Below are 22,250 nucleotides of genomic sequence, written 5' to 3' on the forward strand. Positions count from 1 at the left end.
CCCCTCAGGACGCTCGGCGGACCTGGCCGGCCAGCGAGTCCGAGCGTGCGGGCCCCTGGCCCGTGACGGTCGCCCAGTGCCAGGCGGAGTCGAACGCGGTGACCTCCAGACCGGAACCGGCGGCGACCAGCCGGGCGGCGAGCGAGGTGGCGCGGGCGACGAAGCCCGACACCCGGTGCGCGGCGAGCACGTCCTGCTCGCCGAACGGGTCGCCGGCGCAGCGCAGCAGCCTGAGGTCCATGAAGCCGTCGAAGCGGCGCCCGTCGACCTCGACGGCCTGCGGGGAACGCACCGAGAACCGCACGTTGTTGTTGACGTGCCCGTGATGGTGCTGGTCGGAGAAGAACGCGACGTCCGGGACGACGGGCGGCACGAAGTGGTCGCGGGCCGTCACCTCGGGCGCCTTGGGCAGGTTGCCGGCGACGAAGTGCCACGAGTTGTACTGCATCCGCGACGACATCGCCCAGGCGGCGTCGGCGAGCGCGGCCTCGGAGCCGCCGAAGTGCGCGGCGGCCTCGGGGCGCGGCACCACACAGCAGAAGAAGTGGGTGATGTCCCAGTCGCAGATCTCCGCCCAGCTCTCGCCGCGCAGCGCGCGCACCAGGCCGGGCAGCGAGCGCATCCCGCGGCTCATCGCGAAGTCGGCGCCGAACGCCGTGACGGCCGCGGCCACGCTCTCGTACACCAGGGACTCCAGGCCGGTGCCGAAGTCGCCGTGCGGGCGGGCGAGCCATCCGGGGTCGCCGGCCAGGTCCCGGCCGAGGCCGGCGAGCGTGTCGCCGGCCAGCGGCAGCCGGGCGCGCAGATGCTCGACGACGGCCGACTCGCGCGCGCGGGCGGCCGCACCGGGCGGGCCGGCGACCCGCTCCACCTTGTGCATGAGCGCCCCGTGGATCTCCCGGTACAGCTGGGCGTCGCGGCTCACCGACCCGCGGCGCTCGCGCAGGGCGACGGCGAGCCGGTCGAGGTCGGCGACGCGGTGGGAGGCGGGCGCGGGCACCGGCTCGCCCCCCGGCACGGCGTTGTAGGCGCGACGCACCCGCTCCAGCGTGTACGCGACGTGATCGACGGTCAGCTGGGTGCCGTTGGCCTCCTCGACCCGGCCGAAGCCGGCCGAGCGGATGAGCAGGGTGAGGCAGACGACGAGCTGGACGTCGTGGTCCGACCACAGGTCGAGCGGGAGGCCGTGCAGGGCGCTCAGGGCGCAGTCGGGGTGACCGGGCCACAGGGTCTTGCCGGTCAGCGTGTTGCGGCCGCGGAAGTTCGTGTACTGCGTGTCCTCCTGGTACAGGACGAACGGGGCGGTGCGCAGGGCCGCCTCCCGGGCCTGCGCGACGAGCGCGTCACGGCCCTCGGGGCCCTGCCCGGCGAGCCAGGCGCGGCAGTCGGCGGCGGAGGCCTCGCGCCGCTCGCGGGCGCGCTCCAGTTCCCGCCGGTAGGCGGCGAGGACGGCGCGGCTCCACGGCACCCGGCGCACACCGCCGACCAGGTCGCGGGGGTCGAGGGGACGGGCGTCGGGAGTGCGCACGACGATACGGCCGCCGGCCGCGAGGCCGATCTCCCCACGGAACGCGGGCGGTTCACCGTCCCCGCCGCTGCCGCCGTCCCCGCCGCTGCCGTCTCTGTCACTGTCGCGGTCGCCGTCGCCGTCGCGCCAGCTCAGTCCGCACAGCGCGGTGAGGGCCGCCTCCTCGGCGGAGTTCAGGGCGCGCAACTGGACGTCACCGGGAACGTGCCCGTCGAGGGTCAGCAGCACCTCCACGGCCGACCGCAGATCGGCCGCCCCGGCCGCGCGCCGCCAGACACGCCGGAGCAGTCCGGGAAAGCCCGCGTCGGCGCCGGTGACGCGGTCCGGGGTGGCGGTGCTCCCGGCCGGGAGGCCGAGCCGGCTGGGGCGGCGGCTGATCCGCTTCCTCGCCTGCACCGCGCGGCGGGACTCCGGGCGCCCTGCGGACTCCTTCATGCGGCACTCTCGGCGGTCAGCTCGACGTGGTTCCACATCGCGTCGTCGGTCGGGGTCCAGTCCTCGTCGACGTAGATGCAGTCGACCGGGCACTCCAGGACGCAGGAGGGACAGCCCGAGCACAGTTCGGGGACGATCACCACGTCCAGGCCGCGGTCGAAGATGGCGCCGAACTCCGCGGGACAGCCGCGCAGGCAGCTGTCGCAGGTGATGCACTCGGACGGCTCGATGCGCCGCGGCGGCTTCTTCCAGTTGTCGGCGCGCGAACGCCGGGCGATGCGCTCGGCGCGCTCCGACAGCGCGGCAGACGAGGCAAGCTTCTTCACGGGAGTGGCCCCCTCCGGGACTCTTCTCGGCCACGGCCGAGACGGACGGAGCCCATCGTCACCGCGCCCTCTCGACTGCCCCCGGAGCGCGAGTGGGGACCGACTGGAGCTGCCCCGCCCCCGGCTCCGCCGCTCGTGCCCGGCCTCGCGCGGGTCGGGCATCGCTGTCCGCGGCCCGCCCGCCCTCCGGCCGGCGCGGCGGCAAGGCGCGGGCCTGGGGCACACGGGCGCCGACGCGGCGGTCGGCGGGTGTGGCCCGTTCGCGCGGGCTCGCCTGTCGCGGTGGGCCGTCCGGCCGGGCGTGCGCCCCGGCGGGCCGCCGCCCACGGTCCCGCACCCCGCCCGCACGGCACGGGCTCCGCCCCCAGCCCCGCACGGGCCCCGCCCCCGCACTGGCGCCGGCGCCGTGCGGCGGAGGGCACTGGTGCGGCTCCAGGCGTCCGCGAGTGTGGCCCGGCCGTGCCACCGGACCCTCGTGTCCGGGGCGTGCCCGGCCGCGGGCGCGCCGACCTGCCCGCCGCGGGCGGACCACCCGGCCGCTCGCCGCCCACCACACGGAGGAACCCATGCCGCTGCCGCCCGCCCGTGTCGTCCGAGCCGTCGAAGCCGTGCGCACCGCCCTGCAGAGGCTGGCCCGCAAGCTCGCCCCCGCACCGTTCTCGCTGCTCGAAATGGTCCAGGGCGCCATGCTCAGCCAGGCCATCTACGCCGCCGCCGAACTGCGCGTGGCCGAGGCGCTGCGCGACGGCCCGCTGCCCGTCGCGCGGCTCGCCGGACGGGTCGGCGCCCACCCGGAGACACTGCACCGGCTGCTGCGGCTGCTCGCCTCCAACGGGATCTTCGCCGAGCGCAAGGACGGCAGCTTCGCGCTGACGCCCATGGCGGAGGCGCTCCTGGAGGACGCCCCGATGTCGATGCGCGGCATCGCGGTGCTCATGGGCCACCCCGTCCACTGGGAGGACTGGTCGCACTTCGTCGACGCGGTGCGCTCCGGCGAGCCCAGCCTGCCCAAGCTGCGCGGCATGACGGCCTTCGAGTTCCTGGAGGCCAAGCCGGAGTACGGCGAGGTGTTCATGAAGGGCATGGGCGCCATGTCCGCCACCGAGACCGAACCGCTCCTGGCCGCCTACGACTTCTCCCGGTTCGGCACGGTCGTGGACTTCTGCGCCGGGCGCGGCGAGCTGCTCGCGGGCATCCTCCGGAAGTCGCCGGGCGTCCGCGGGATCCTCGCCGACCCGCGGGTGGCGGAGAACGGCGCGGCGCGGTACCTGGCCGAGCAGCAGGTCGCCGACCGCTGCGAGGTGGTCGCCGCCGACCTGTTCGGGCCGGTGCCCGAGGGCGGGGACGTCTACGTCCTCAAGCACATCGTCCACGACTGGCCCGAGGAGAAGGCCCTGGAGATCCTGCGCAACGTCCGGGCCGCGATGCGGCCGGGCGGCACGCTGCTGCTGATGGAGATGGTCGTGCCGGACAAGGCGAACTCCGCGCACGCCTCGAAGCTGGTCGACCTGTGGCTGATGCTGCTCGTGGGCGGCAAGGAGCGCACCGCCGCGCAGTACAAGGGGCTGCTGGCCGACGCGGGCTTCCGGCTGGAGCGGGTGGTGGAGACCGCGGGGGCGATCTCGGTCGTCGAGGCGAGCGTCCGGTAACGGTCCGCCGGTAACGGCCGCCGGTAGCGGTCCGCAGGTAGGGGGCCGCCGTGACGACGAGGGGCGCCGCCCGTGGTCCGGGCGGCGCCCCTCGTCGCGTACGCGTGCGGCCGGTGGCCCGGTCAGCGCCCGGCGGGCGTGCCGAACCAGCGGGCGAGGGCCGCGTCGAGGCCGTCGGCGCCCCCGGCCCCGGTCCAGGCGACGTGCCCGTCGGGGCGCACCAGCACCGCCCCGGCGCCCGCGAACACCGCGCCGTCCGGCGCGGAGGCCGTCGCCGTGACGACGTCGACGCGGCCCGACCACGGCGCCGCCGCCTCGCGCACCACGGCGTCGTCGGCGAGGTCCAGCAGCAGACCGCGGCCGGCGTGCAGCAGCCGGAAGGTGTCGGTCGGGCCGTCGGGCCCGGTCAGCGCGGTCCTGGCCAGGCGGCGGCCGAGCAGCGGGTGCGCCCCGTCGCCGTCGTCGCCGAGGTCGTAGCGGATGTCGAGGTGGGAGACGACGCCCGCCAGGTGACGGCGGACCACGTCGTGACCGGTGAGTTCGGTCAGGATGCTGCGCAGCGGCTCGGCCTGGTCGCCGCCGAGGAAGACCATGCCCTGCGCGCGGGTGTTCATCAGCAGACGGCGGCCCACCGGGTGGCGCTCGGCGTGGTACGTGTCGAGGAGCGCGTCGCCGGCGCGGCCGGTGACGACGGCGGCGAGCTTCCAGCCGAGGTTGGCGGCGTCCTGCACGCCGGTGCTCAGCCCCTGTCCGCCGGCGGGCAGGTGGATGTGGGCGGCGTCCCCGGCGAGCAGCACCCGGCCGCGCCGGTACTCGGCGGCCTGGCGGGTGGCGTCGCTGAAGAAGCTGACCCATTCGGCGCCGCCGCCGCTGATGTCCTCGCCGGTGATGTGCTCCCACGCCTTGGCGACCTCCTCGAAGGTGACCGTGTCGTCGGCGCTGCGCGCGGCGGCCCCGTGCGGGCACACGATGATGCGGTGCACGCCCTCCTTGAGCGGGGCCGCCATCACCATGCCGTTGGGCAGGGTCTCGCCCAGGTAGCGGGGCTTGAGATCGACGCCGGTGATGTCGGCGAGGAACATGGCGCGGGTCGCCTCGGTGCCGGGGAAGCCGATCCCGGCGAGCTTGCGCACCGTGCTCTTGCCGCCGTCGCAGCCGACGACATAGCGGGCGCGCATGCGCCGCACGCCGTCCGGGGTGCCGACGGTGACCTCGGCGTGGTCGCCGTCCAGGAAGCCGTCGGCGAGGGCGAGGACCTCGTGGCCGTGGTGGACGACGGCGCCCAGGTCGGCGGCCCATCCGGCGAGGACCGCCTCGGTCTGGCTCTGCGGGATGCCGCGGGCGCCGAAGTGCGCGCCCTCCAGGGAGGTGAAGTCGAACTGCACGCCGCCGAAGTGGCCGACGGCACTGACCTCCAGGCTCTCGCCCTGCCCGAAGCGGGGGAGGATGCCGCGCTGGTCGAACACCTCCATGGCGCGGGCGGTGAAGCCGAGACCGCGGGACTGGCCGGTGGGCTCGGCCAGCTTGTCGAGGACGATCACCTCGGCCCCGCCCAGGCGGAGTTCGCCCGCGAGCATCAGCCCGGTCGGACCTGCCCCGACGACGATGACGTCGGCGTCCATCGTGGTGTCCTGCATGTCGTGGATCCCTCTCACTCAACTGTGGTCCGTGCTCGGTGCGGGCGGGGGGCGGCGACGTCGCAGCGGGCCGCGGCGCGGGCCGGGGCGGCGCCTCAGGGGGACCCGAACCACCGGGCGACGGCCTCGGCGAGCCCGTCCCCGTCCCGGCCGCCGGCCCAGGCGACATGGCCGTCGGGCCGCACCAGGACGGCGGACGCGCCGTCGAGCGGCGAGCCGGGCGCCGCCTGCGCGGTCACCGTGTCGACGCGGTCGGCGGGGACGCCCACGCGCGGCGGCGGCCCGTCCAGTCCCAGGAGCAGCCCGCGCCCGGAGCGCAGCAGGTCGGCCGGGGTGCAGACGATGTCGCCGGTGCGCAGCCGGGCGTACGGCAGGCGGGCTCCGCGCAGCGGATGCGCGGGGCCGCCGACGTCGTAGCGGACGTCGAGACCGCTGATCATCCCGGCGAGGCGGGCGCGCGCCTCCTCGCCCGCGACGAGTTCGGCGAGGACCGTGCGCAGCGGCTCCGCCTCGGGGCCGCCGAGCAGCAGCAGGGCCTGGGCGCGGATGTTGCCGAGGACGGCCGCGCCCACCGCGGCGCGTTCGGTGTCGTAGCTGTCCAGGAGGGCGGCGGGGGCGGCGCCGTCGACGGTGGCGGCGAGCTTCCAGCCCAGGTTGTAGGCGTCCTGGAGGCCGAGGTTGAGGGCCTGGCCGCCGATGGGCATCTGCCGGTGGGCGGCGTCCCCGGCGAACAGCACCCGGCCGTGCCGGTAGCGGGTCAGCAGCCGGTTCTCGTCGTCGAAGTGGTTCACCCACAGGGGCGTGCCGCCGGTGATGTCCTCGCCGGTCACCCGCTTCCAGGCGGCGGCGACCTCGTCGAAGTGCGGGTCGTCCGTGCGGGCGCGGGCCGCGGCGCCGAACTCGTGGACCATCACCCGGGTCACGCCGGCCGGGTTGCGGGCGGCGACGGCGAGACCGCCGGGCAGCCGCTCGAAGCGGCGGTTGGGGATGTCGATGCCCTCGACGTCGGCGCGCAGCAGCTCGCGGACGGCCGGGACGCCGGGGAAGGCGGCGCCGGTCAGGGCGCGCACGGTGGAGTCCTGGCCGTCGCAGGCGACGAGATGGCCGGCGCGCAGGGTGACGAGGGCGCCGTGGCGGTCGGTGGCGGCCGCCTCGACGTGGGAGCCGCGGTCGTCCACGGCGTGCAGGGTGTGCCCGCACCGCAGGTCGGCGCCGAGACCGAGGGCCCACTCCTCCAGCACGGACTCGGTTTTGGCCTGCGGCACCTTCCACTGGCCGGGGTAGGGGCCGGGCAGCGTCAGGTCGAGGGGGATGCCGCCGAAGTGGCCGCGCGGCTCGCGCGGCGGGCTGCCGAGGTCGGCGAGCAGGCCGCGGCTGTCGAGCAGTTCCATGGTGCGGGCGTGCAGGGTGGAGGCGCGGGACTGCGTGGTCGGGCCGTGGCGTCGCTCGACGAGCGTCACCTGGATGCCGCGCAGGGCCAGTTCACCGGCGAGGAGCAGACCGACGGGGCCCGCGCCGACGACGATCACCTGGGTGTCGACCGTCCGGGCGGGCCCGGTGGGCGCCGGCGGAGGGTTCCGGTGCGGGGCGGCGGCCATGTCAGCGGTTCCGCTCCGCGTACTCCTTGGCGTGGCCGAGGGTGGCGAGGCTGTTGGTGCTCAGCGCGCTGTGCACGTAGGCGCGGGCGTCGGCGACGGTGGCGTCGGGGCCGAGGACCGCGGCGATGTTGGCGGTGTTGAGGGTGACGGTGTGCTGGGAGCCGGCCGTCGCGCCCCCGTCGGCGCTCTCCTCGAAGGTCCACATCCCGGTGTGCAGGGTCATCAGCGCCGGCAGGGTGACCTGCTTGTAGGCGATGCGGTGGTGGCCGAGGACGACCCGGTAGGACTTGGTGGTGTGCGTCGAGCCGTCCTTGGCCCGCGTGTCCATCTCCAGCTCCTGCAACCCGGGGGTGTCCTCGGCGAAGCGGACGCGGGCCACGTGCGGAAGCCGCTCGGTCCACCGCCCGGCCTCGTTGACGAAGGCGAAGGCGTCCTTGGCCGAGCCCTCGATCCGCACGGTGTCGGTGAAGGAGAAGGTCAGCTCCTGCGCGTCGGCGGCGTGGACCCGCTCGACGTTCTCCTTCAGCGCGGCCAGCTCGCTGGTGCTGTTGCGGTCCACGGCCCGCTCGATCCACAGCAGGTCGTGCGCGTCGTCGTCGACGGCCCGGTAGTCGTGCAGGAGCCGGACACGGGAGGCGCCCCCGTCGAGCGGCTCCACGATCCAGGTGCCGCCCATGGCGGCGACCGGCGGCGCCGGCACCTCCTGGCGGAAGGTGATGCGCAGGCCCTGCGGGTCCAGGACGCGGCGCGAGGTCCACGTCTTGGGCTCGCCGTTGGCGGTGGCCCAGATGCGGATGCGCTCCTCGTGCGCGCCGCCGTCCTCCCGGTCGACGAAAATCGTGGGCGGGAAGATCCGCGGCCACTCGGTCACCTCGGCGAGGAGGCGGTAGACGGCGGTGGCGGGCGCGTTGATGGTGATCTCGTGCTCGACCTCACGAGTCGTCATGACGGCTTCTCCTCGGTGGTACCGGCGGTGCGCGGGGCGGCGGGGAGCGGGGGCTCCGGGCGGTGGGACGGACGGACTCGGGGCGGTCCCGGAACCCGGAACGGGCCCAGGACAAGGGACGGGCCCAGGACAAGGGACGGGCCCAGAAGCAGGGACGGGCCTAGAAGTTGCCGAGTCCGCCGCAGACGTTGAGGGCCTGGGACGTGATGGACGCGGCGGTGTCGGAGGCCAGGTAGCCGACCAGGCCGGCGACCTCCTGGGGGGTGGAGTAGCGGCCGAGCGGGATCTTGGCCTGGAACTTCGCGAGGATCTCGTCCTCGCTGGTGTCGTAGGCCGCCGCGTAGCCCTGGCGCACCCGCTGGGCCATCGGCGTCTCCACGTAGCCGGGGCAGACGGCGTTGACGGTGATGCCGGTCGGGGCCAGCTCGTTGCCGAGCGCCTTGGTGAAGCCGACGACGCCGTGCTTGGAGGCCGAGTAGGGGGCGCCCAGGACGACGCCCTGCTTGCCCGCGGTGGAGGCGATGTTGATGATCCGGCCGCGGTCCTTGCCGCGCATGCCGCCGGTGGTCAGCACCTCGCGGGTCATCCGGAAGACGCTGTTGAGGTTGGTCTCGATGACGTCGTCCCACAGCTCGTCGGTGAGATCGGCGGTGGGGCCGCCGCCGGAGCGCCCGGCGTTGTTGACGAGGACGTCGACGGTGCCGAACGCGGCGACGGCGCTGCGCACGAACTCCTTCACGGAGTCGGCGTCGCGGACGTCGAGCCGGCAGCCGTCGACGTCCAGGCCCTCGTCGCGCAGCGCCTTCGCGGTGAGCCGCACGGACTCGGCGTCGCGCGCGCCGATGAAGACCCGGTGGCCCTGCCGGGCCAGCAGGCGGGCGGCCTCGAGGCCGATCCCGCTGGTCGCCCCGGTGACGAGGGCGACCCTCGCGGTGGTGTCGGACATGGCTGTGTGCTCCCCTCAGGCGGCCTGGACGGCGGCCAGGCGCAGTTGGGCGTTGACGGCTTCGATCAGGTCGCGCGGCGCGAGCTCGTCGCTGAGGTCGTCGTCGTCCAGGACGATGCCGTACTCGCGCTCGATGCGGCCGCCGGTCTCCAGCAGGGCGATGGACTCGTAGCCGAGCACCTCGAACGCGGTGTCCAGGATGTCTCCGCCGAGGTCGATGTCCTCGTCGGCGCCCGCGGCCTCGAGAAGGATCCGCCGGAGGTCGTCGAGGGTGAACTGCGTGCTGGCCATGGGTACTTCCTTCGGTCTCGGGGCTGGCGCCCCAGCTGATCTGTTTCGTGGTCGCGGGCACGGTGACCTGGTGTGCCGGCGGGGACGGGCGGCCCGGCGCGCGCGCCGCCCGCTCAGGCGGTCGCCTCCCACCGGTAGAAGCGCCGGGCCATGGCGTCGGCCGGGGAACGCCAGGTCGCGGGGTCGTAGGGCTCGATGAACGGCTTCAGGTCGTCGCTGATCCGCACGAAGCGCGGGTCGTCCTTGGCGCGCTGGATCAGTTCGCCGCCGTTGTCCTCGTCGAAGTCCTGCAAATGGAAGTACAGGCCGTTGAAGGCGAACAGCTGGCGCCGCCGGGTGCCCATGCGGTGCGGCATGTCCGTGGCGTCGAACTCGGCGAACAGCTTGGCGACGTCCGCACTCGAACCGGGCGCCATCCGGGCCACGATCAGCGTGCTGTGCATAGGTTCTCGCTCCTTGGCAGGGGTCCGTGTGTCGCAAGGGCGCGTGCGCGCGGTCGGCGCGGTCGCCGCGGAACCGGGCGGCCGCCCGCCCGGTGGGGGCGCGGCGGCTACGCGCCCGCGGCGCGGGTGTGCACCACGCGGTAGGTGTTGGAGTCGCGCTCGACCGTCAGCTCGGCGACGCGCTCCTCGTTGGCGCGACGGGCCTGCGGCTTGCGCTCGTCGGGCACGCCGTGGAACGCGTCGTAGCTCTCCTTGCTGTCCCACTGCGAGTACACGACGGCGAACGCGCCCTCGACGAACATGGCGCGCAGCCCCTTGAAGACGCTGTGCGAGCGGTAGCCGGGAACGTCCGCCAGCCACTGCCGGTCCTCGCCGAGGAGCTTGATCAGGTCGGCCTGGTCGGCCTCGCCGACCCGGAAGACCTCGATGGCGGTGTAGTCGTCGCGGTCCGGCGACACCTCGATGCGGCCGGCGAGATCCGGGCGGGTCTGGGTGAAGGCGATCTCGTTCTGCAGCAGCCGGATCGCCGTGGTGATCTCCCGGAAGACGGGCAGCGTGCGGTGCCTGAACTCCTCACCGGAGTACCGCTTCTCCAGGTCCTCGCCGCTGCGCCACTGGATCAGGTTGGCGGTGCCGGGGCTGTCCTGCCCGGCGTGCACGGTGGAGGAGATCCATCCCTCGTAGGCCGCCGCCTCGACGATCTTGCCCATCTCGGTGAGCAGCTGGGCCTGGTGCTCGGGGGTGTCGGTCGTGAACAGGTTGAGGACGGTCAGGTAGTTGTCCTCGGTGGAGATGATCGGCATGGTTCCTTCGCTTCCTCAAGGATGTGACGTGCGGTGGGCAGGGGCGCCGGTCAGTCGGCCGGGCCGAACCAGCGGCCGAGCGCCCTGGTGAGCGGCATGCCGCTCGTCCCGGCGCCGGCGCCGTCGTGCGGGCCGCCGACCCAGGCGATGTAGCCGTCGGGGCGGACCAGGAGGCCGCCCGGGGCGGTGTCGCCCTCGGGGCCCTGGGCGGTGACGGTGTCGACGCGGTCGGACCATCCGCGGGCCGCGGCGCGCAGTTCGGCGCTGTCGGCCAGGTCGAGCAGCAGGCCGCGCCCGGACTCCAGCAGGGTGAGGACGCCGCGCTTGACGCCGTCGACGGTGATCTGCCGGTCCTCCAGACGGCGGCCGAGCAGCGGGTGGGGGTCGCCGCCGACGTCGTGGCGGATGTCGAGCCCCGTGACCATGCCCACCAGGTGGCGCTGCACCTCCTCGTGCCGCACCAGCTCGCCGAACACCTGGCGCAGCGGGTCGACCTCGTCGCCGCCGAGGTAGAGGGTGCGCTGGGCGAGGGTGTTGGCGAGGATCCGGGCGCCGACCGGGTGGCGCTCGGCGTGGTAGGTGTCGAGCAGTCCCTCGGGAGCCCGGCCCTTGATGTCGAGGGCGAGCTTCCAGCCGAGGTTGACGGCGTCCTGGACGCCGGCGCTCATGCCCTGGGCGCCGATCGGCAGGTGGATGTGGGCGGCGTCGCCGGCGACGAAGACGCGGCCCCTGCGGTACTCGGCGGCCTGGCGGCTGACGTCGGTGGTGGAGGACACCCACAGCGGCGTGGCGCCGCTGATGTCCTCGCCGGACAGGCGCCGGAAGGCCTCGGCGACCTCCTCGAAGGTGATCGGGCCGGGGCCGGTGCGCAGCGGCTGGGCGCGGTCGTAGTAGATGACGCGGGCGCGGTCCGGGCCGAGCGGCAGCACCATGACCATGCCGCCGGGCACGGGCTCCCCGCTGAACCGCGGGCGCAGCTGCACTCCGGCGACGTCGGCGAAGCGCAGTTCGACGGTGGGCGCGGTGCCGGGGAAGTCGATGCCGGCGCTGGTGCGCACCACGCTGCGGGCGCCGTCGCAGCCGACGACGTAGCGGGCGCGCAGCGTCCCTTCGCCGTCCCCGGCGACGCGGACGGTGACCCCGTCGTCGTCCTGCTCGACGCCGGTGACCTCGACGCCGCGGCGCACCTGCACACCGCGCTCGGCGACCCAGCCGGCGAGCATGCCCTCCGTCCGCGACTGGGGGATGCCGCGGGCGCCGTAGGAACCGCCGGGAAGAACACGGTAATCGAGCGGCACACCGCCGAAATGACCGAACGGAATGACGTCCACGTCACCGAGCCGGGAAATCAGTCCGCGCTGGGAGAATTCCTCGATCGTGCGCGCGGAGAACCCGAGGGCACGCGATTCCCTGATGGGCTCGGCAAGCCGGTCGACGACCAGGGCGGAGACTCCAGCAAGACTCAACTCACCTGCGAGCATGAGTCCAGTAGGCCCTGCTCCGACTATGATCACGTCCGCGTCAAAGGTATTCATCCGCCCTCTCCCGACTGGTGTTTGACGAGTATTGCCGGGCCACGGGAAGACGGTAAAGAGAAGGTGTTACAGGCTTCGCGCAATCCAATACAGAACTCTGTCGCCAATGTCAGATCTTCGGCAGGAACCTGGTCCCGCGAGAGGGCCCGGCACCATGCTCGGGCGGTGACTTCCAACCAACTCGCCGCCTCGGCCACGGCAGCCGACGCCGCTCTGGTCGGGGAACTGCTGGGCCGCTATCTCCTCGCGCTCGACGACGAGAAGCTCGACGACGCCTGGGCCCGGAGCCTGTTCACCGAGGACGCGGTCGTCACGTTCCCGATGAGCCGCCACGCGGGACGCGCCGGCCTCGCCGGCTGGCACCGCGCCTCCCTCGCCGCCTTCACCCGCACCCAGCACCTGGGCTCGCCGCCGGTGGTGACCGTCGACGGCGACCGGGCCGCGTTCCGCGCCAACGTGCTGACCACCCACGTCCACCACCCCGGCACGGACCGCCCGCCGCTGTTCCGCGCGGGCACGCTCGCCTCCGGCGAGGCCCGCAGGACCCCGGCCGGATGGCGGCTGAACGCGCTGTCGTTCGAGGTGCTCTTCACCGAGGGCGAGCCCCCTCGCCGCACCTGACCCCGAGGGACCCCGAGCGGGCCGACCGCGCGGTGGTCAGCCCCGAGCGGGGGGCGTGCGGCGGGCGGCGCGTGCGGGCCGGCCGACTGCGGCGTGCCAGACGAGGGCCGCACAGACGAAGCCCGCCGCCCCGGAGACCAGCGACCTGGTGAGGGTGTCGTCGCGTGCGCCGGAGGCGAGGGCGACGGCCAGAGCCGCGGTCAGGGTGACGACGGTCAGCGCACGGGGGCTCCGCGTGGCGACCGGCGCGGCGGCAGACGGCAGCAGCCAGACGGCGACGCCGTAGCAGGCACAGGCCAGCAGCGTGGCCCCCAGCACTTCGCCGGGCCGGTGGCCGCCCATGGTCGCGCTGGCGGCGGCGATGCAGGCCAGCCACAGCACACCGGCCGAGGCGACGTAGGGGCGTGTGCGGGGGGAGACGACGAGGACGACGGCGAGCGTCAGCGCGGCGGGAATGACGGTGTGCCCGCTGGGGAAACCCTGGTCGAGGAGATTGGCGGGCGCGCCCACCAGGTCGGGACGCGGCAGGTGCGATTTCAGCACCTCCTTGCCTCCGGTCGTGACGAGGACGACCCCGAGCGCCGCGCACCCCGGCCACCAGCACCGCCGCACCAGGGTGAGGACCACGATGACGGCCAGGCCCGCCATCAGGGTGGGCTTGGCGCTCAGTTCCATCGGCGGCAGGGGCGTCGAGCCGTACTCCGCGCCGGACAGGGGGTAGATCCACGCTTCCTCGCTGCCCTGCTTCCCCAGACCGAACAGGGCGTTCTCGGCCCGTTGCCCCCACGGGGTGCAGACGGCGAGCAGATACACCGCCAGGAACCCCAGGGTGTACAGCAGAGCCGGCATCCACGGCCGTGCCGCACGCGACGGGCCGGGGGCGTCGTGGGCTTCGGGGGCCTGCCCCGGGGCTCCCGGACGGTGCGCGGGCAGGGTCGGGGAATCGTGCTGAGTCATCGCTGTGGTTCTTCCGTCGAAGGGAGTCAGGTCAGGGCACGTCTCGTGGCACGGTCAGGGCACGTCTTGGGGCACGTTCGGCGGCGCCGCGTGGGCCGGCGGGCCCCGGCGGCCCGCCGGGGCCCGCTCCTATTCGGGGAGTGCCTGCCCCTGCCGGCGCTGGGCGGTGATCGCCAGGGCGGGGAGGGGCGCGATCAGGAGGAGGAGAACGACCAGGTCCGGAAGGGACTGCATGAACGCGTCCGGCCGGACGACGATCGCCTGCGTGCGGACGCTCGCGACCGCCGCGACGGGGATCAGCCACCGGTGGTCGCCCGTGGCCGCCGTCGCCGCCCACGCGCCGAGCAGCGCGACGACCTCGAGCACGAACAGACCGCGCTGGAAGGCCGGACTGACGGAGATGACGTGCAGGCCCCCGGCCACGAACATGGCGAGCACGACGGGGACCAGCCAGCCGTACGAGCGGCGTCGCAGACGGCCGGGCCGGCAGAGCGCCAGCACGGCGCACACGGCGCACAGCGCCCCCGACAGCGCCAGGTCGCGGGCGGTCAGCGGGGCGCCCAGCCCGTAGTAACTCAGGCCCGCCTTGCCCTCACTGCCGAAGAGGGTGCGGCCGTGGGTCGTGGCGCCGGCCCAGATCATGGCCGCCGCGGCCGGCAGCGCGACCCACGCCCTGCCCCGCAGCAGGGCGACCAGGCAGCCCAGCGGCAGCAGCCCGTAGGGCAGCAGCCGCACCCGCGTGGGACCTGCGGCCCACGGGTACCAGCCGGAGAAGCGGAAGGCGATGGCCTGCTCTGCGGGGTCGATGCGCAGGGCCCAGTGCCACACGTCCTGCAAGTACGGAACCAGCGCCAGCGCGGCGAGGGCCAGGGCGGCCAGATGGATGCCGTCCAGCCACCACGGCCGCGTGGTGTCGTCGACGGTGGCACGGGCGCGGGCCCCTATTCCGGAGCGCACCAAGGCGGCGACTTCCCGCGGCGGGGGCCACGAACGGCCCGGATACGCCTCGGCCAGACAGGCCAGCAACTCCGCGCCCTGACGGGAACGGTAGGACCTGGGATAGGCGGCGAGCAGCAGACGGTTCATGCCGGGGCCGCTCCGGCATCCCGCGCACGTCCGATGACGACGGCCGCCGCCTGCTGCATCCGCAGCGCCTCCCGGCCGAGCGCCTCGGTGCCGTCCTCGGTGAGCCGGTAGTAGCGCCGCGCCCGCCCGTCCACGACCTCCTCCTGGCCGGCGGCCACCAGCCCGCCCCGCTCCATCCGCTCCAGCGCGCCGTAGAGCGTGGCGACAGCGATCCGGAGCCGCCCGTCGGTGGCCTGCTCCGCGGCCTTGATGATGCCGTAACCGTGCAGCGGACCGTCCATGAGCGCGGCAAGGATGAAGTACTGCGGTTCCGTCAGGGGCGGGTTCCGTCTCGTCATACGAAGAGAATATATCGATCACCGATATATATCCGCCAGTCGCCCACGAGGACGACCACGAGGACGACCACGAAGACGAGGATGCGGACGAGGACGCCCCGACGCCCCGCGCCCGGCCCCCGCGCCCGATGCCCAACTGCCGCTCCACGAAGGCCTGGAGAGCCGGCCCGGAGAGAGCGCCCGAGAGCGGTCGGCCGGCCTGGCGCGCGAGCGCGGACATCTTCACTTCTCATTGACAAACCGACTATGCTGTTTTTTACTCGTGCTCAAGCAAGAGCCGTGGGACCCCGTCCAAGCTTCCAAGCGGCGGTCCCCATGGCATGGATCCGTACGCAACCGGCACCGGACGAAGGGGGAGACAGTGGACATCGAGGTTTTGGGCGCGCTGTCGGTACGCGAGCACGGCATCTCCGTCACACCGACGGCTCCCAAGCCGCGGCAGGTGCTGGCCCTGCTCGCACTGCACGCGGACCGCGTGGTCCAGGTCTCCTCCCTGATCGAGGAGCTGTGGGACGACGAACCGCCGCGCAGCGCCCGTACCACGTTGCAGACGTACGTGCTGCAACTGCGGGAGCTGATCGGCGAGGCGCTGGCCCAGTCGGGCGAGCAGGGCGTCACCGCCAAGGACATCCTGGTCACCCTCCCGGGCGGCTACCGTCTGAACACCCGCGGCGGCCGGATCGACTTCCGCGAGTTCGAGAAGCAGGCCGGGGCGGGCTACCGGGCCATGGACGCCGACGACTTCTCCGGCGCGGCCCGGCGGCTGCGCGAGGCGCTGGCGCTGTGGACCGGCCCCGCGCTCGCCGACGTCACCGCCGGCAGCCGGATCGGCCTGGAGGTCAAGCGCCTGGACGAGGCCCGGCTGTGCGCCCTGGACCAGCGCATCGAGGCCGACCTGCGCCGCGGACGCCACCGCGAGCTGCTGTCCGAGCTGACCGTCCTGGTCAACCGGCACCGCATGCACGAGAGCCTGCACGGCCAGTTCATGGTGGCCCTGCACCGGTCCGGGCGGCGGGGCGACGCGCTCAACGTCTACCAGCGGCTGCGCACCACGCTCGTGCGCGAGCTGGGCCTGGAGCCGTCGGCGACGCTCAGCCGCCTCCAGCGCTCCATCCTGATGGCCACCCCGGAGACCGTTCCGGCGCGCGACCCGGAGATCCTCGGGCAGCCCATGGTCCGCGTGGGCTGACCGCGTCCCGCCCGACCACGTCCCGCCCGCCCGGCCGGGCCGCCCCGCGCCGAACGGCCGGGACCCGAACGGCCGGGACCACCGGGCCCGCGCAGCCACCGGTCAACGGGCCCGCGCAGCCACCGGTCAACGGGCCCGCGCAGCCACCGGTCAACGGGCCCGCGCAGCCACCGGTCACCGGGTCCGCGCAGCCACCGGTCACCGGGCCCGCGCAGCCACCGGTCACCGGGCCCGCGCAGTCGCCGGTCACCGGGCCCGCGCAGTCGCCGCCGGCGCCGGCTGCTCCAGCAGGGCCGCCAGGACCGCCAGGACCGCCAGGGCCGCCAGCCGGCCGCCAGCCGGTCGCAACGGCGGATCAGGGCCTCGTGTTCCGAGGTGAGGCGCTCCACGTGACGCCGCAGGCGGCCGTCGTGCAGCGCCTCCAGCACCGCCAGGCGACTCTCCGCCGGCAGGGCCGCCTCGGCCGCGCAGACGCGCAGACGCGCAGACGCTCGTGCACACGCTGCCCGCCAGGGCCGCCCCCCGCCACGACGACAGCGCCCGGCGCAGCAGTTCGGGGCGGATGCCCGCCCGACACCTCGTCGATGAGCCCGTGGAAGGCCCTGCGGGACGTGCGCATCGCATTCCCTGGCGGATTCGCATTCCATGGCGGGCCCCGTCCGGTGATCCGTTCCGACCGGCCGGAAAAGGGAAATGACGCGTGGTGCGGATCCCCGGATGAATCTCCCGGCCCCCATCGGACCACAGACTCTCCAGACCCGATACGCGGACGGCGGCGAAAAGACCGACGTCCCTCCAGCGGATTTCCGGGTTCCGTCGAGGTCGGGTCAGGCGCAGGCGGTGCGCGCGGTCACCGGCGGCGGCAGCGGCCGGCGCGGGCGGGACGTCACGCCGGTGCCGGGCGGCGACGCGTTCCATGGCGCGAAAAGCCGACAGCGGGATTCCGCTTGGCATAAGACGGTCCGTTACCTTTTTTCCCGGCGGTCAGGGCCGTATCAGGGAAATGTCGGCGCCGCCCGGCAGAAGGGGACCGCAAGAAGGTCACTCGATGATTCCTCGACGATATCCGAGGGCCGGATCGCGGCGGGATACGGCGCGCCTCGTATCCGCGTCGCGGGAAAGGGCGACAGGCCCCCGCGTGGCGCAATATCGACGAACCTCGGGCACCGATTCGCACACCGGATCGGAAACCGACACAGCCGTCGAGGTACGGGGAGGAAACCATGAAGATTTGTGTTCTTGGTCCACTGAGTGCCGACGTCAACGGGATGTCGATCGTCCCGACGGCCGGGAAGCCGCGTCAGATCCTGGCCCTGCTCGCCCTCTACCCGGGCCGGGTCATGCCCGTCCCCACGCTCATGGAGGAGATCTGGGGCCCCGACCTCCCCCAGAGCGCGCTCACCACCCTCCAGACCTACATACTCCAGCTGCGCCGCCGCCTCGGCACCGCCATGGGACCCGAAGCCCCCGGCACCGCCAAGGACGTGCTCGCCACCCGGCACGGCGGCTACCTGCTCCAGATACCGGCCGACGCGGTCGACGTCCACGCCTACGAACGCCTCGTCACGGAGGGCCAGCAGGCCTTCGAGAAGGGCGACGACGAGTCGGCGGCGCGCACCTACCGCCAGGCGCTGGACCTGTGGCAGGGGCCCGCCCTGGTCGACGTACGCGTCGGGCCGGTGCTGGAGATCGAGGCGATGCGGCTGGAGGAGAGCCGGCTCGTCACCCGGGAGCGCCGCATCGACGCCGACCTGCGGCTCGGCCGGCACACCGAGGTCACCGCCGAGCTGATGGACCTGACCGCCCGTCACCCCGAGCACGAGGGACTGCACTCGCAGGCGATGGTGGCGCTGTACCGCTCCGGCCGGCAGGCCGCCGCGCTGGACGTCTACCACCGGCTGCGCCGCCGTCTGGTCGAGGAGCTGGGCGTGGAGCCGTCGCCGCAGTTGCAGCGGCTGCACCAGGCGATGCTCGCCGTCGACCCCCAGCTGGACGTGATGTCCGGTCCCCGGCGCACCTCCACGTTCGACCTGTACGCGGCCTGACGGCGCGGCGCCGACGCCGGGCAGGTCAGTCCGCGAGGTCCAACTCCCGCAGCAGGGCCCGTTCCAGCGATGTCAGGGGGACATCGGGGCGCAGACGCTCCGGGTGGCCGGGCGGGGGCTCGTGCAGCAGCCCGGCGGCGCCGTCCCGGGCCGCCTCGCCCGCCACGTAGGCGGCGCCGGCGGCCACCAGGCACTCCCAGAAGCAGGCCGCCAGGGCACGGGCGGCCTGTCGCACGCGCCGGGCACCGGAAAACGCCATCAGGACTCCTTCGGGCAGCGGACCGCCGTTCCCGCCCGTCAGGCTGGGCCCGTGCGCTCGTGAACCGCCTGACATCGTCTCGAGCCCGGCACGGGCCCCGGCGGATCCACGAGAAGCGCCGGACCGCCCCCGCCCAGATCGCCCGCCCGCACACAGCTGCCCCCGCCCCGGACAGCTCGCCCGCACACCCCGCACACCCGCCTGCCGGCGCCGTCGAGACGCCCAGCCGACCGGAAGCCTCGTCCGGTCGGCTTTCGTGTGCCCGGGGAGCGGGGGCGGGGGCGGGGGCGGGGCCGCGGAGAGTCGGTCGTCCGTGGCCGGTCGTCCGTGGCCGGTCGTCGCGTGGGACGGCGGAGAGGAAGTCGTCGTGCGGGGCCGCGGAGGGTCGGTCGTCGTGGTCGGGCGCGGGTCGAGCCGGCGTCGAGCGGAGGGCGGCGCGAGGGCGGCGGCGACGCGCGTGCTGGCGATTCGAGCCGGGATCGAGCGGCCTCCGAGGTGTTCTCCACCCGATCAGGACACAGTCCATGGCGAGCCTGTACGGGCCGGGCCGGTCACGGCGGCCCCTGGCCCACGGGCTTTTCGGACGTCCGAGACGAGAGGGGTGTGGCCGATGTACCTCGCGCCTGTGCACCGTACGGCCCAGCACACGAAGGTGGACGCCCCGGCCGGCGTGCTCTACGGCCTGATCGCGGACGCCCTGCGCTGGCCGGTCTTCCTGCCGCCCACGGTCCACGTCGAACAGCTGGAGTTCGACGGGGAGTCGGAGCGGCTGCGGATGTGGGTCACCGCCAACGGCGAGATCAGGTCCTGGACCACGCGGCGCGTCCTGGACCCGGTGGCGCACCGCGTCGACTTCCGCCAGGAGGTGCTGCCCCGTCCGGTGACGTCCATGGGCGGCAGCTGGACGGTCGAGCCGCGGGGCCCCGAGCAGTCTCTCGTCACCCTGCGCAACGACTTCGCGGTCGCCGACAACTCGCGCGCGGACGTCGACTGGGTCAAGCGGGCCACCGCCGAGAACACGCGCGCCGCGCTCGACAACCTGCGGCAGCTCGCCGAACGCTGGCGACGCCTGGACGGACTCGTCCTGTCGTTCGAGGAGTCGGTGCGCATCGACGCGCCCGTCGAGCCGGTCTACGAGTTCCTGCACCGCTTCGGCGACCGCGGCGACGCCGTGCCCGGCGCCACGAGGATCGGCATCTCCGAACGCGGCCCCGGCGTACAGCTGATGACCGTGGAGCTGGCCGGGGCCGACGGCACGACGCGCACCACCGAGTCGGTGCGGATCGGCTTCCCGCATGCCGGACGCATCGTCTACAAGGACATCCGGGACACCGAGCAGCCCGCTCTGCTCGCCGCGCACACCGGGGAGTGGTCGGTCGAGCCCGACGTCGGGGGCGCGGGCGTCACCGTCGTCGCGCGGCACCACGCCGTGCTGGACGAGGACGGGGTGCGGGAGCGGTACGGCGAGGGGGCCGAGGCGCTGCGCGTCGCGCGGGAGGCGCTGCGCGCGCGGCTCGGCCGGGAGAGCGTCGCCGCGCTGCGGATGGCCGGGGAGCACGCCGAGAGCGCACTTGCCGGCCGCGCCTGAGCCGCGCGGCCTTCCGGCCGCCGCCGCGCTCACCACGCGCATCCTGCTCACCACGCGCATCGTGCTCACCGCGTTCACCGCGTTGAACGGTCCGTCCGTCCGTCCACCACTGGCCGGACGGGCCGATGTTGGAGGTCCCACGTGAATGACAACCTGATCGCGGGCGCGGAGGCGCCCGGGGCCGCGGTGCGGCCCGCCGTCCCCCGCCACCGCGCGGTTCCCGGTGACGGCGCCGCACGGGCCCGGTACGTCGAGGACCTGCTCGGCGACCCGTTCGCCGACGACAACCCGCACGGACAGCGGGCGCTGCTCGCCGCCGACGAGCGGCGCGAGGCGCCCGCGGCCACCGAGGACCTGCTCGACCGCTTCGGCCTGGCCGCGGAGTTCGTGCCGCGGGCGCTCGGCGGACGGCTCGCCGGCGTCGAGGGCCTCGCGCAGGTGATGCGGCCGGTGTTCCGGCGGGACGTGGCGCTCGGCTTCGGCGCCGGGACGACCGCGCTGTTCGCCGCGTCCGTGGTGTGGACGGCCGGCGACGGGCGGCAGCGGCGGGACACCGCGCGGCGGCTGCTCGACGGTGGCCGCATCACCATCCTGCACCGCGAGTTCGCGCACGCCAACGCGATCCTGCGCGGCGAGTACAGCGCGCGCCCCGCGCCGGGCGGCGGCTTCGTCGTGGACGGCCGCAAGGAGGTCGTCATCAACGCCGACCGGGCCGACGCCTTCGTCGCCTACGTGCGCACCGCCCCCGGCGACGGCCCGGACAGCCACTCCGTGTTCCTGCTGGAGACCGACCGGCTCCCGGCGCACGCCGTGCACCGGCTGCCGCGCACCCGCACCCACGGCATGCGCGGCGCCCACTACGCCGGACTGGACCTCGAGCACTGCCCCGTGCCCGCCGACGCCCTGGTCGGCGACCTCGGCGAGGGCATCTACCTGGCGCTGCGCACCTTCCAGGTCAGCCGGGCCGTCGTGTCCGGCGGGGCCCTGGTCGGCGGGATGGACAGCGCGCTGCGCTACGCCGTGCGGGCCCTGAGCGAATCCCGCCGCGGGCTGGTGCTGCGCGGGCGCCGCGGCCGGGTGCTGGCCGGGGTCTTCGCCGACCTGCTCGCGTGCGACAGCCTCGCCGTCGCCGGGATGCGGCTGCTCGACCTGGCCCCCGAGCACGCCCTGGTCCCCTCGGCGGCCGTCAAGTACGCCGTGTCCGCGCTGCTGCACGAGGACCTCGACGAGCTGGCCGCGGTGCTCGGCGCGCGCGGCTACGACCGCTCCCCCGAGTACGGCGGCTTCCAGAAGCTCGTGCGCGACCTGCCGGTGGCCGGGCTCGGACACGCCGGGACCGCCGACACCCAGGCCGTGCTCGTCCCCCATCTGCGCACCCTGGCCCACGCGGCCTGGCGCGACGAGACCGGCCACGAGGCCCCCGCCGCGCTGTTCACACCGGGCGGCCCCAGCGCCGCACTCGACTTCCCGAGGCTCGACGCCGAGCCCCGCGACCCGCAGAGCGGCTGCGACGGGCTGCTCGCCGTGCTGCTCGGCGCCGCCGACCGGCTCGACGGCGGGCGGGACCGCGGGCCCCGGTGGGCGGCGCTCGCCGACCTGGCCCGCGCTTTCGCCGCCGAGGTGCGCAGCCTCGCCGACCGGTGCGCCACGCTCTCCGGACGCGCCGGCGCCGGGGGACTCGCCCCGGCCGCGTACGTGCTCGTCGACCGGTACTGCCTGCTGCTCGCCGCCGCCGCCTGTCTCGCCGTCTGCGAGAACGCGGCCCGCGACACCCCGGAGGGCTCCCTGCTCGCCGAACCCGACTGGGCGCTGCTGGCCCTGACCCGGTTCGGCCGCCGCCTGGGCCTGGAGGTGCCCGAGCCGCCGGACGGCGTCACCCAGGATCTCGCCGCCGGCCTCGTGGACCGGTACCGGCGCGGGCGCAGCTTCGACCTGTACGGAATGCGGCTCGCGTGAGACCCCACCTGGACAGAAACGATTCGGCACCGCAGGGGGCGACCCGGCAGCCCCGGGAGAGCGCCCGGCGGGAA

20 protein-coding genes are annotated in these 22,250 nt (G+C 74.5%); 6 read left to right on the top strand and 14 right to left on the bottom strand.

Annotated elements, in window-relative coordinates:
• Positions 1-4: 4 nt before the first annotated feature.
• Both OG802_RS35315 and OG802_RS35320 read right to left on the bottom strand, forming a co-directional pair.
• Positions 5-1,963, bottom strand: coding sequence for a hypothetical protein (locus tag OG802_RS35315; protein ID WP_329417812.1), 1,959 nt, complete (start codon positions 1,961-1,963; stop codon positions 5-7).
• Positions 1,960-2,289, bottom strand: a complete 330-nt coding sequence (locus tag OG802_RS35320; RefSeq protein ID WP_329417815.1) for a 4Fe-4S ferredoxin — start codon at positions 2,287-2,289, stop codon at positions 1,960-1,962. The genes OG802_RS35315 and OG802_RS35320 overlap by 4 nt, the downstream gene beginning before the upstream one ends.
• Positions 2,290-2,855: 566 nt before the next feature.
• Between OG802_RS35320 and OG802_RS35325 the strand changes: the two genes are divergently transcribed.
• A complete protein-coding gene (locus tag OG802_RS35325) occupies positions 2,856-3,938 on the top strand; it encodes a methyltransferase (RefSeq protein WP_329417817.1) in 1,083 nt (360 codons plus the stop codon).
• Between the two features lie 122 nt (positions 3,939-4,060).
• On the opposite strand, the gene OG802_RS35330 is transcribed toward OG802_RS35325, so the two are convergent.
• From OG802_RS35330 to OG802_RS35365, 8 genes are all read right to left on the bottom strand, one after another.
• Positions 4,061-5,560: an FAD-dependent monooxygenase gene (locus OG802_RS35330; protein WP_443055479.1), complete on the bottom strand. Its 1,500-nt coding sequence runs from the start codon at positions 5,558-5,560 to the stop codon at positions 4,061-4,063.
• 110 nt (positions 5,561-5,670) lie between these two features.
• The gene (locus OG802_RS35335; protein ID WP_329417822.1) at positions 5,671-7,173 is read right to left on the bottom strand and encodes an FAD-dependent oxidoreductase; all 1,503 of its coding nucleotides are present in this window, start codon (positions 7,171-7,173) and stop codon (positions 5,671-5,673) included.
• A gap of 1 nt (position 7,174) precedes the next feature.
• Entirely contained in the window at positions 7,175-8,119 is a 945-nt protein-coding gene (locus tag OG802_RS35340; protein ID WP_329417825.1) for an aromatase/cyclase, read from the bottom strand.
• Between the two features lie 160 nt (positions 8,120-8,279).
• Positions 8,280-9,065 (bottom strand): 3-oxoacyl-ACP reductase FabG, encoded by a 786-nt coding sequence (fabG, locus tag OG802_RS35345; protein WP_329417827.1) that lies wholly within the window; start codon positions 9,063-9,065, stop codon positions 8,280-8,282.
• 15 nt (positions 9,066-9,080) lie between these two features.
• Entirely contained in the window at positions 9,081-9,356 is a 276-nt protein-coding gene (locus OG802_RS35350; RefSeq protein WP_329417831.1) for a phosphopantetheine-binding protein, read from the bottom strand.
• Positions 9,357-9,469: 113 nt separating this feature from the next.
• The gene (locus OG802_RS35355) at positions 9,470-9,799 is read right to left on the bottom strand and encodes a TcmI family type II polyketide cyclase (RefSeq protein WP_329417834.1); all 330 of its coding nucleotides are present in this window, start codon (positions 9,797-9,799) and stop codon (positions 9,470-9,472) included.
• Positions 9,800-9,906: 107 nt separating this feature from the next.
• Positions 9,907-10,602 (bottom strand): antibiotic biosynthesis monooxygenase family protein, encoded by a 696-nt coding sequence (locus OG802_RS35360; RefSeq protein WP_329417836.1) that lies wholly within the window; start codon positions 10,600-10,602, stop codon positions 9,907-9,909.
• A 50-nt stretch (positions 10,603-10,652) separates the two neighbouring features.
• A complete protein-coding gene (locus tag OG802_RS35365; RefSeq protein WP_329417840.1) occupies positions 10,653-12,137 on the bottom strand; it encodes an FAD-dependent monooxygenase in 1,485 nt (494 codons plus the stop codon).
• A gap of 165 nt (positions 12,138-12,302) precedes the next feature.
• Here OG802_RS35365 and OG802_RS35370 point away from each other — a divergent pair, with 165 nt between their 5' ends.
• On the top strand, positions 12,303-12,758 hold the full coding sequence (locus tag OG802_RS35370; RefSeq protein WP_329417843.1) for a nuclear transport factor 2 family protein: 456 nt from the start codon (positions 12,303-12,305) through the stop codon (positions 12,756-12,758).
• Positions 12,759-12,794: 36 nt separating this feature from the next.
• On the opposite strand, the gene OG802_RS35375 is transcribed toward OG802_RS35370, so the two are convergent.
• The 3 genes from OG802_RS35375 to OG802_RS35385 form a co-directional block, all read right to left on the bottom strand.
• On the bottom strand, positions 12,795-13,715 hold the full coding sequence (locus OG802_RS35375) for a phosphatase PAP2 family protein (protein WP_329417845.1): 921 nt from the start codon (positions 13,713-13,715) through the stop codon (positions 12,795-12,797).
• Positions 13,716-13,844: 129 nt separating this feature from the next.
• Entirely contained in the window at positions 13,845-14,801 is a 957-nt protein-coding gene (locus OG802_RS35380; protein ID WP_329417848.1) for a hypothetical protein, read from the bottom strand.
• On the bottom strand, positions 14,798-15,139 hold the full coding sequence (locus OG802_RS35385) for a PadR family transcriptional regulator (protein WP_329417851.1): 342 nt from the start codon (positions 15,137-15,139) through the stop codon (positions 14,798-14,800). The genes OG802_RS35380 and OG802_RS35385 overlap by 4 nt, the downstream gene beginning before the upstream one ends.
• Positions 15,140-15,500: 361 nt before the next feature.
• Here OG802_RS35385 and OG802_RS35390 point away from each other — a divergent pair, with 361 nt between their 5' ends.
• Entirely contained in the window at positions 15,501-16,328 is an 828-nt protein-coding gene (locus OG802_RS35390; RefSeq protein WP_329417853.1) for an AfsR/SARP family transcriptional regulator, read from the top strand.
• Between the two features lie 1,223 nt (positions 16,329-17,551).
• Entirely contained in the window at positions 17,552-18,373 is an 822-nt protein-coding gene (locus tag OG802_RS35395; protein ID WP_329417855.1) for an AfsR/SARP family transcriptional regulator, read from the top strand.
• A gap of 25 nt (positions 18,374-18,398) precedes the next feature.
• On the opposite strand, the gene OG802_RS35400 is transcribed toward OG802_RS35395, so the two are convergent.
• Positions 18,399-18,632, bottom strand: coding sequence for a DUF6059 family protein (locus OG802_RS35400; protein ID WP_329417857.1), 234 nt, complete (start codon positions 18,630-18,632; stop codon positions 18,399-18,401).
• 610 nt (positions 18,633-19,242) lie between these two features.
• Between OG802_RS35400 and OG802_RS35405 the strand changes: the two genes are divergently transcribed.
• Both OG802_RS35405 and OG802_RS35410 read left to right on the top strand, forming a co-directional pair.
• On the top strand, positions 19,243-20,220 hold the full coding sequence (locus OG802_RS35405; protein ID WP_329417860.1) for an aromatase/cyclase: 978 nt from the start codon (positions 19,243-19,245) through the stop codon (positions 20,218-20,220).
• A gap of 141 nt (positions 20,221-20,361) precedes the next feature.
• Positions 20,362-22,176 carry an acyl-CoA dehydrogenase gene (locus tag OG802_RS35410; RefSeq protein WP_329417863.1) on the top strand — a complete coding sequence of 605 codons (1,815 nt, stop codon included), beginning with the start codon at positions 20,362-20,364 and terminating at the stop codon, positions 22,174-22,176.
• The last annotated feature ends 74 nt before the right edge of the window (positions 22,177-22,250 follow it).

This window comes from Streptomyces sp. NBC_00704, from assembly GCF_036226605.1.
Classification (GTDB): domain Bacteria; phylum Actinomycetota; class Actinomycetes; order Streptomycetales; family Streptomycetaceae; genus Streptomyces.

Bases quoted from the DNA above. Each gene is read 5' to 3' on its own strand.
- OG802_RS35315 (WP_329417812.1), bottom strand. From the start codon at position 1,963: ATGAAGGAGTCCGCAGGGCGCCCGGAGTCCCGCCGCGCGGTGCAGGCG.
- OG802_RS35325 (WP_329417817.1), top strand. From the start codon at position 2,856: ATGCCGCTGCCGCCCGCCCGTGTCGTCCGAGCCGTCGAAGCCGTGCGC.
- OG802_RS35330 (WP_443055479.1), bottom strand. From the start codon at position 5,560: ATGGACGCCGACGTCATCGTCGTCGGGGCAGGTCCGACCGGGCTGATG.
- OG802_RS35335 (WP_329417822.1), bottom strand. From the start codon at position 7,173: ATGGCCGCCGCCCCGCACCGGAACCCTCCGCCGGCGCCCACCGGGCCC.
- OG802_RS35340 (WP_329417825.1), bottom strand. From the start codon at position 8,119: ATGACGACTCGTGAGGTCGAGCACGAGATCACCATCAACGCGCCCGCC.
- fabG (WP_329417827.1), bottom strand. From the start codon at position 9,065: ATGTCCGACACCACCGCGAGGGTCGCCCTCGTCACCGGGGCGACCAGC.
- OG802_RS35350 (WP_329417831.1), bottom strand. From the start codon at position 9,356: ATGGCCAGCACGCAGTTCACCCTCGACGACCTCCGGCGGATCCTTCTC.
- OG802_RS35355 (WP_329417834.1), bottom strand. From the start codon at position 9,799: ATGCACAGCACGCTGATCGTGGCCCGGATGGCGCCCGGTTCGAGTGCG.
- OG802_RS35360 (WP_329417836.1), bottom strand. From the start codon at position 10,602: ATGCCGATCATCTCCACCGAGGACAACTACCTGACCGTCCTCAACCTG.
- OG802_RS35365 (WP_329417840.1), bottom strand. From the start codon at position 12,137: ATGAATACCTTTGACGCGGACGTGATCATAGTCGGAGCAGGGCCTACT.
- OG802_RS35375 (WP_329417845.1), bottom strand. From the start codon at position 13,715: ATGACTCAGCACGATTCCCCGACCCTGCCCGCGCACCGTCCGGGAGCC.
- OG802_RS35380 (WP_329417848.1), bottom strand. From the start codon at position 14,801: ATGAACCGTCTGCTGCTCGCCGCCTATCCCAGGTCCTACCGTTCCCGT.
- OG802_RS35385 (WP_329417851.1), bottom strand. From the start codon at position 15,139: ATGACGAGACGGAACCCGCCCCTGACGGAACCGCAGTACTTCATCCTT.
- OG802_RS35395 (WP_329417855.1), top strand. From the start codon at position 17,552: ATGAAGATTTGTGTTCTTGGTCCACTGAGTGCCGACGTCAACGGGATG.
- OG802_RS35400 (WP_329417857.1), bottom strand. From the start codon at position 18,632: ATGGCGTTTTCCGGTGCCCGGCGCGTGCGACAGGCCGCCCGTGCCCTG.
- OG802_RS35405 (WP_329417860.1), top strand. From the start codon at position 19,243: ATGTACCTCGCGCCTGTGCACCGTACGGCCCAGCACACGAAGGTGGAC.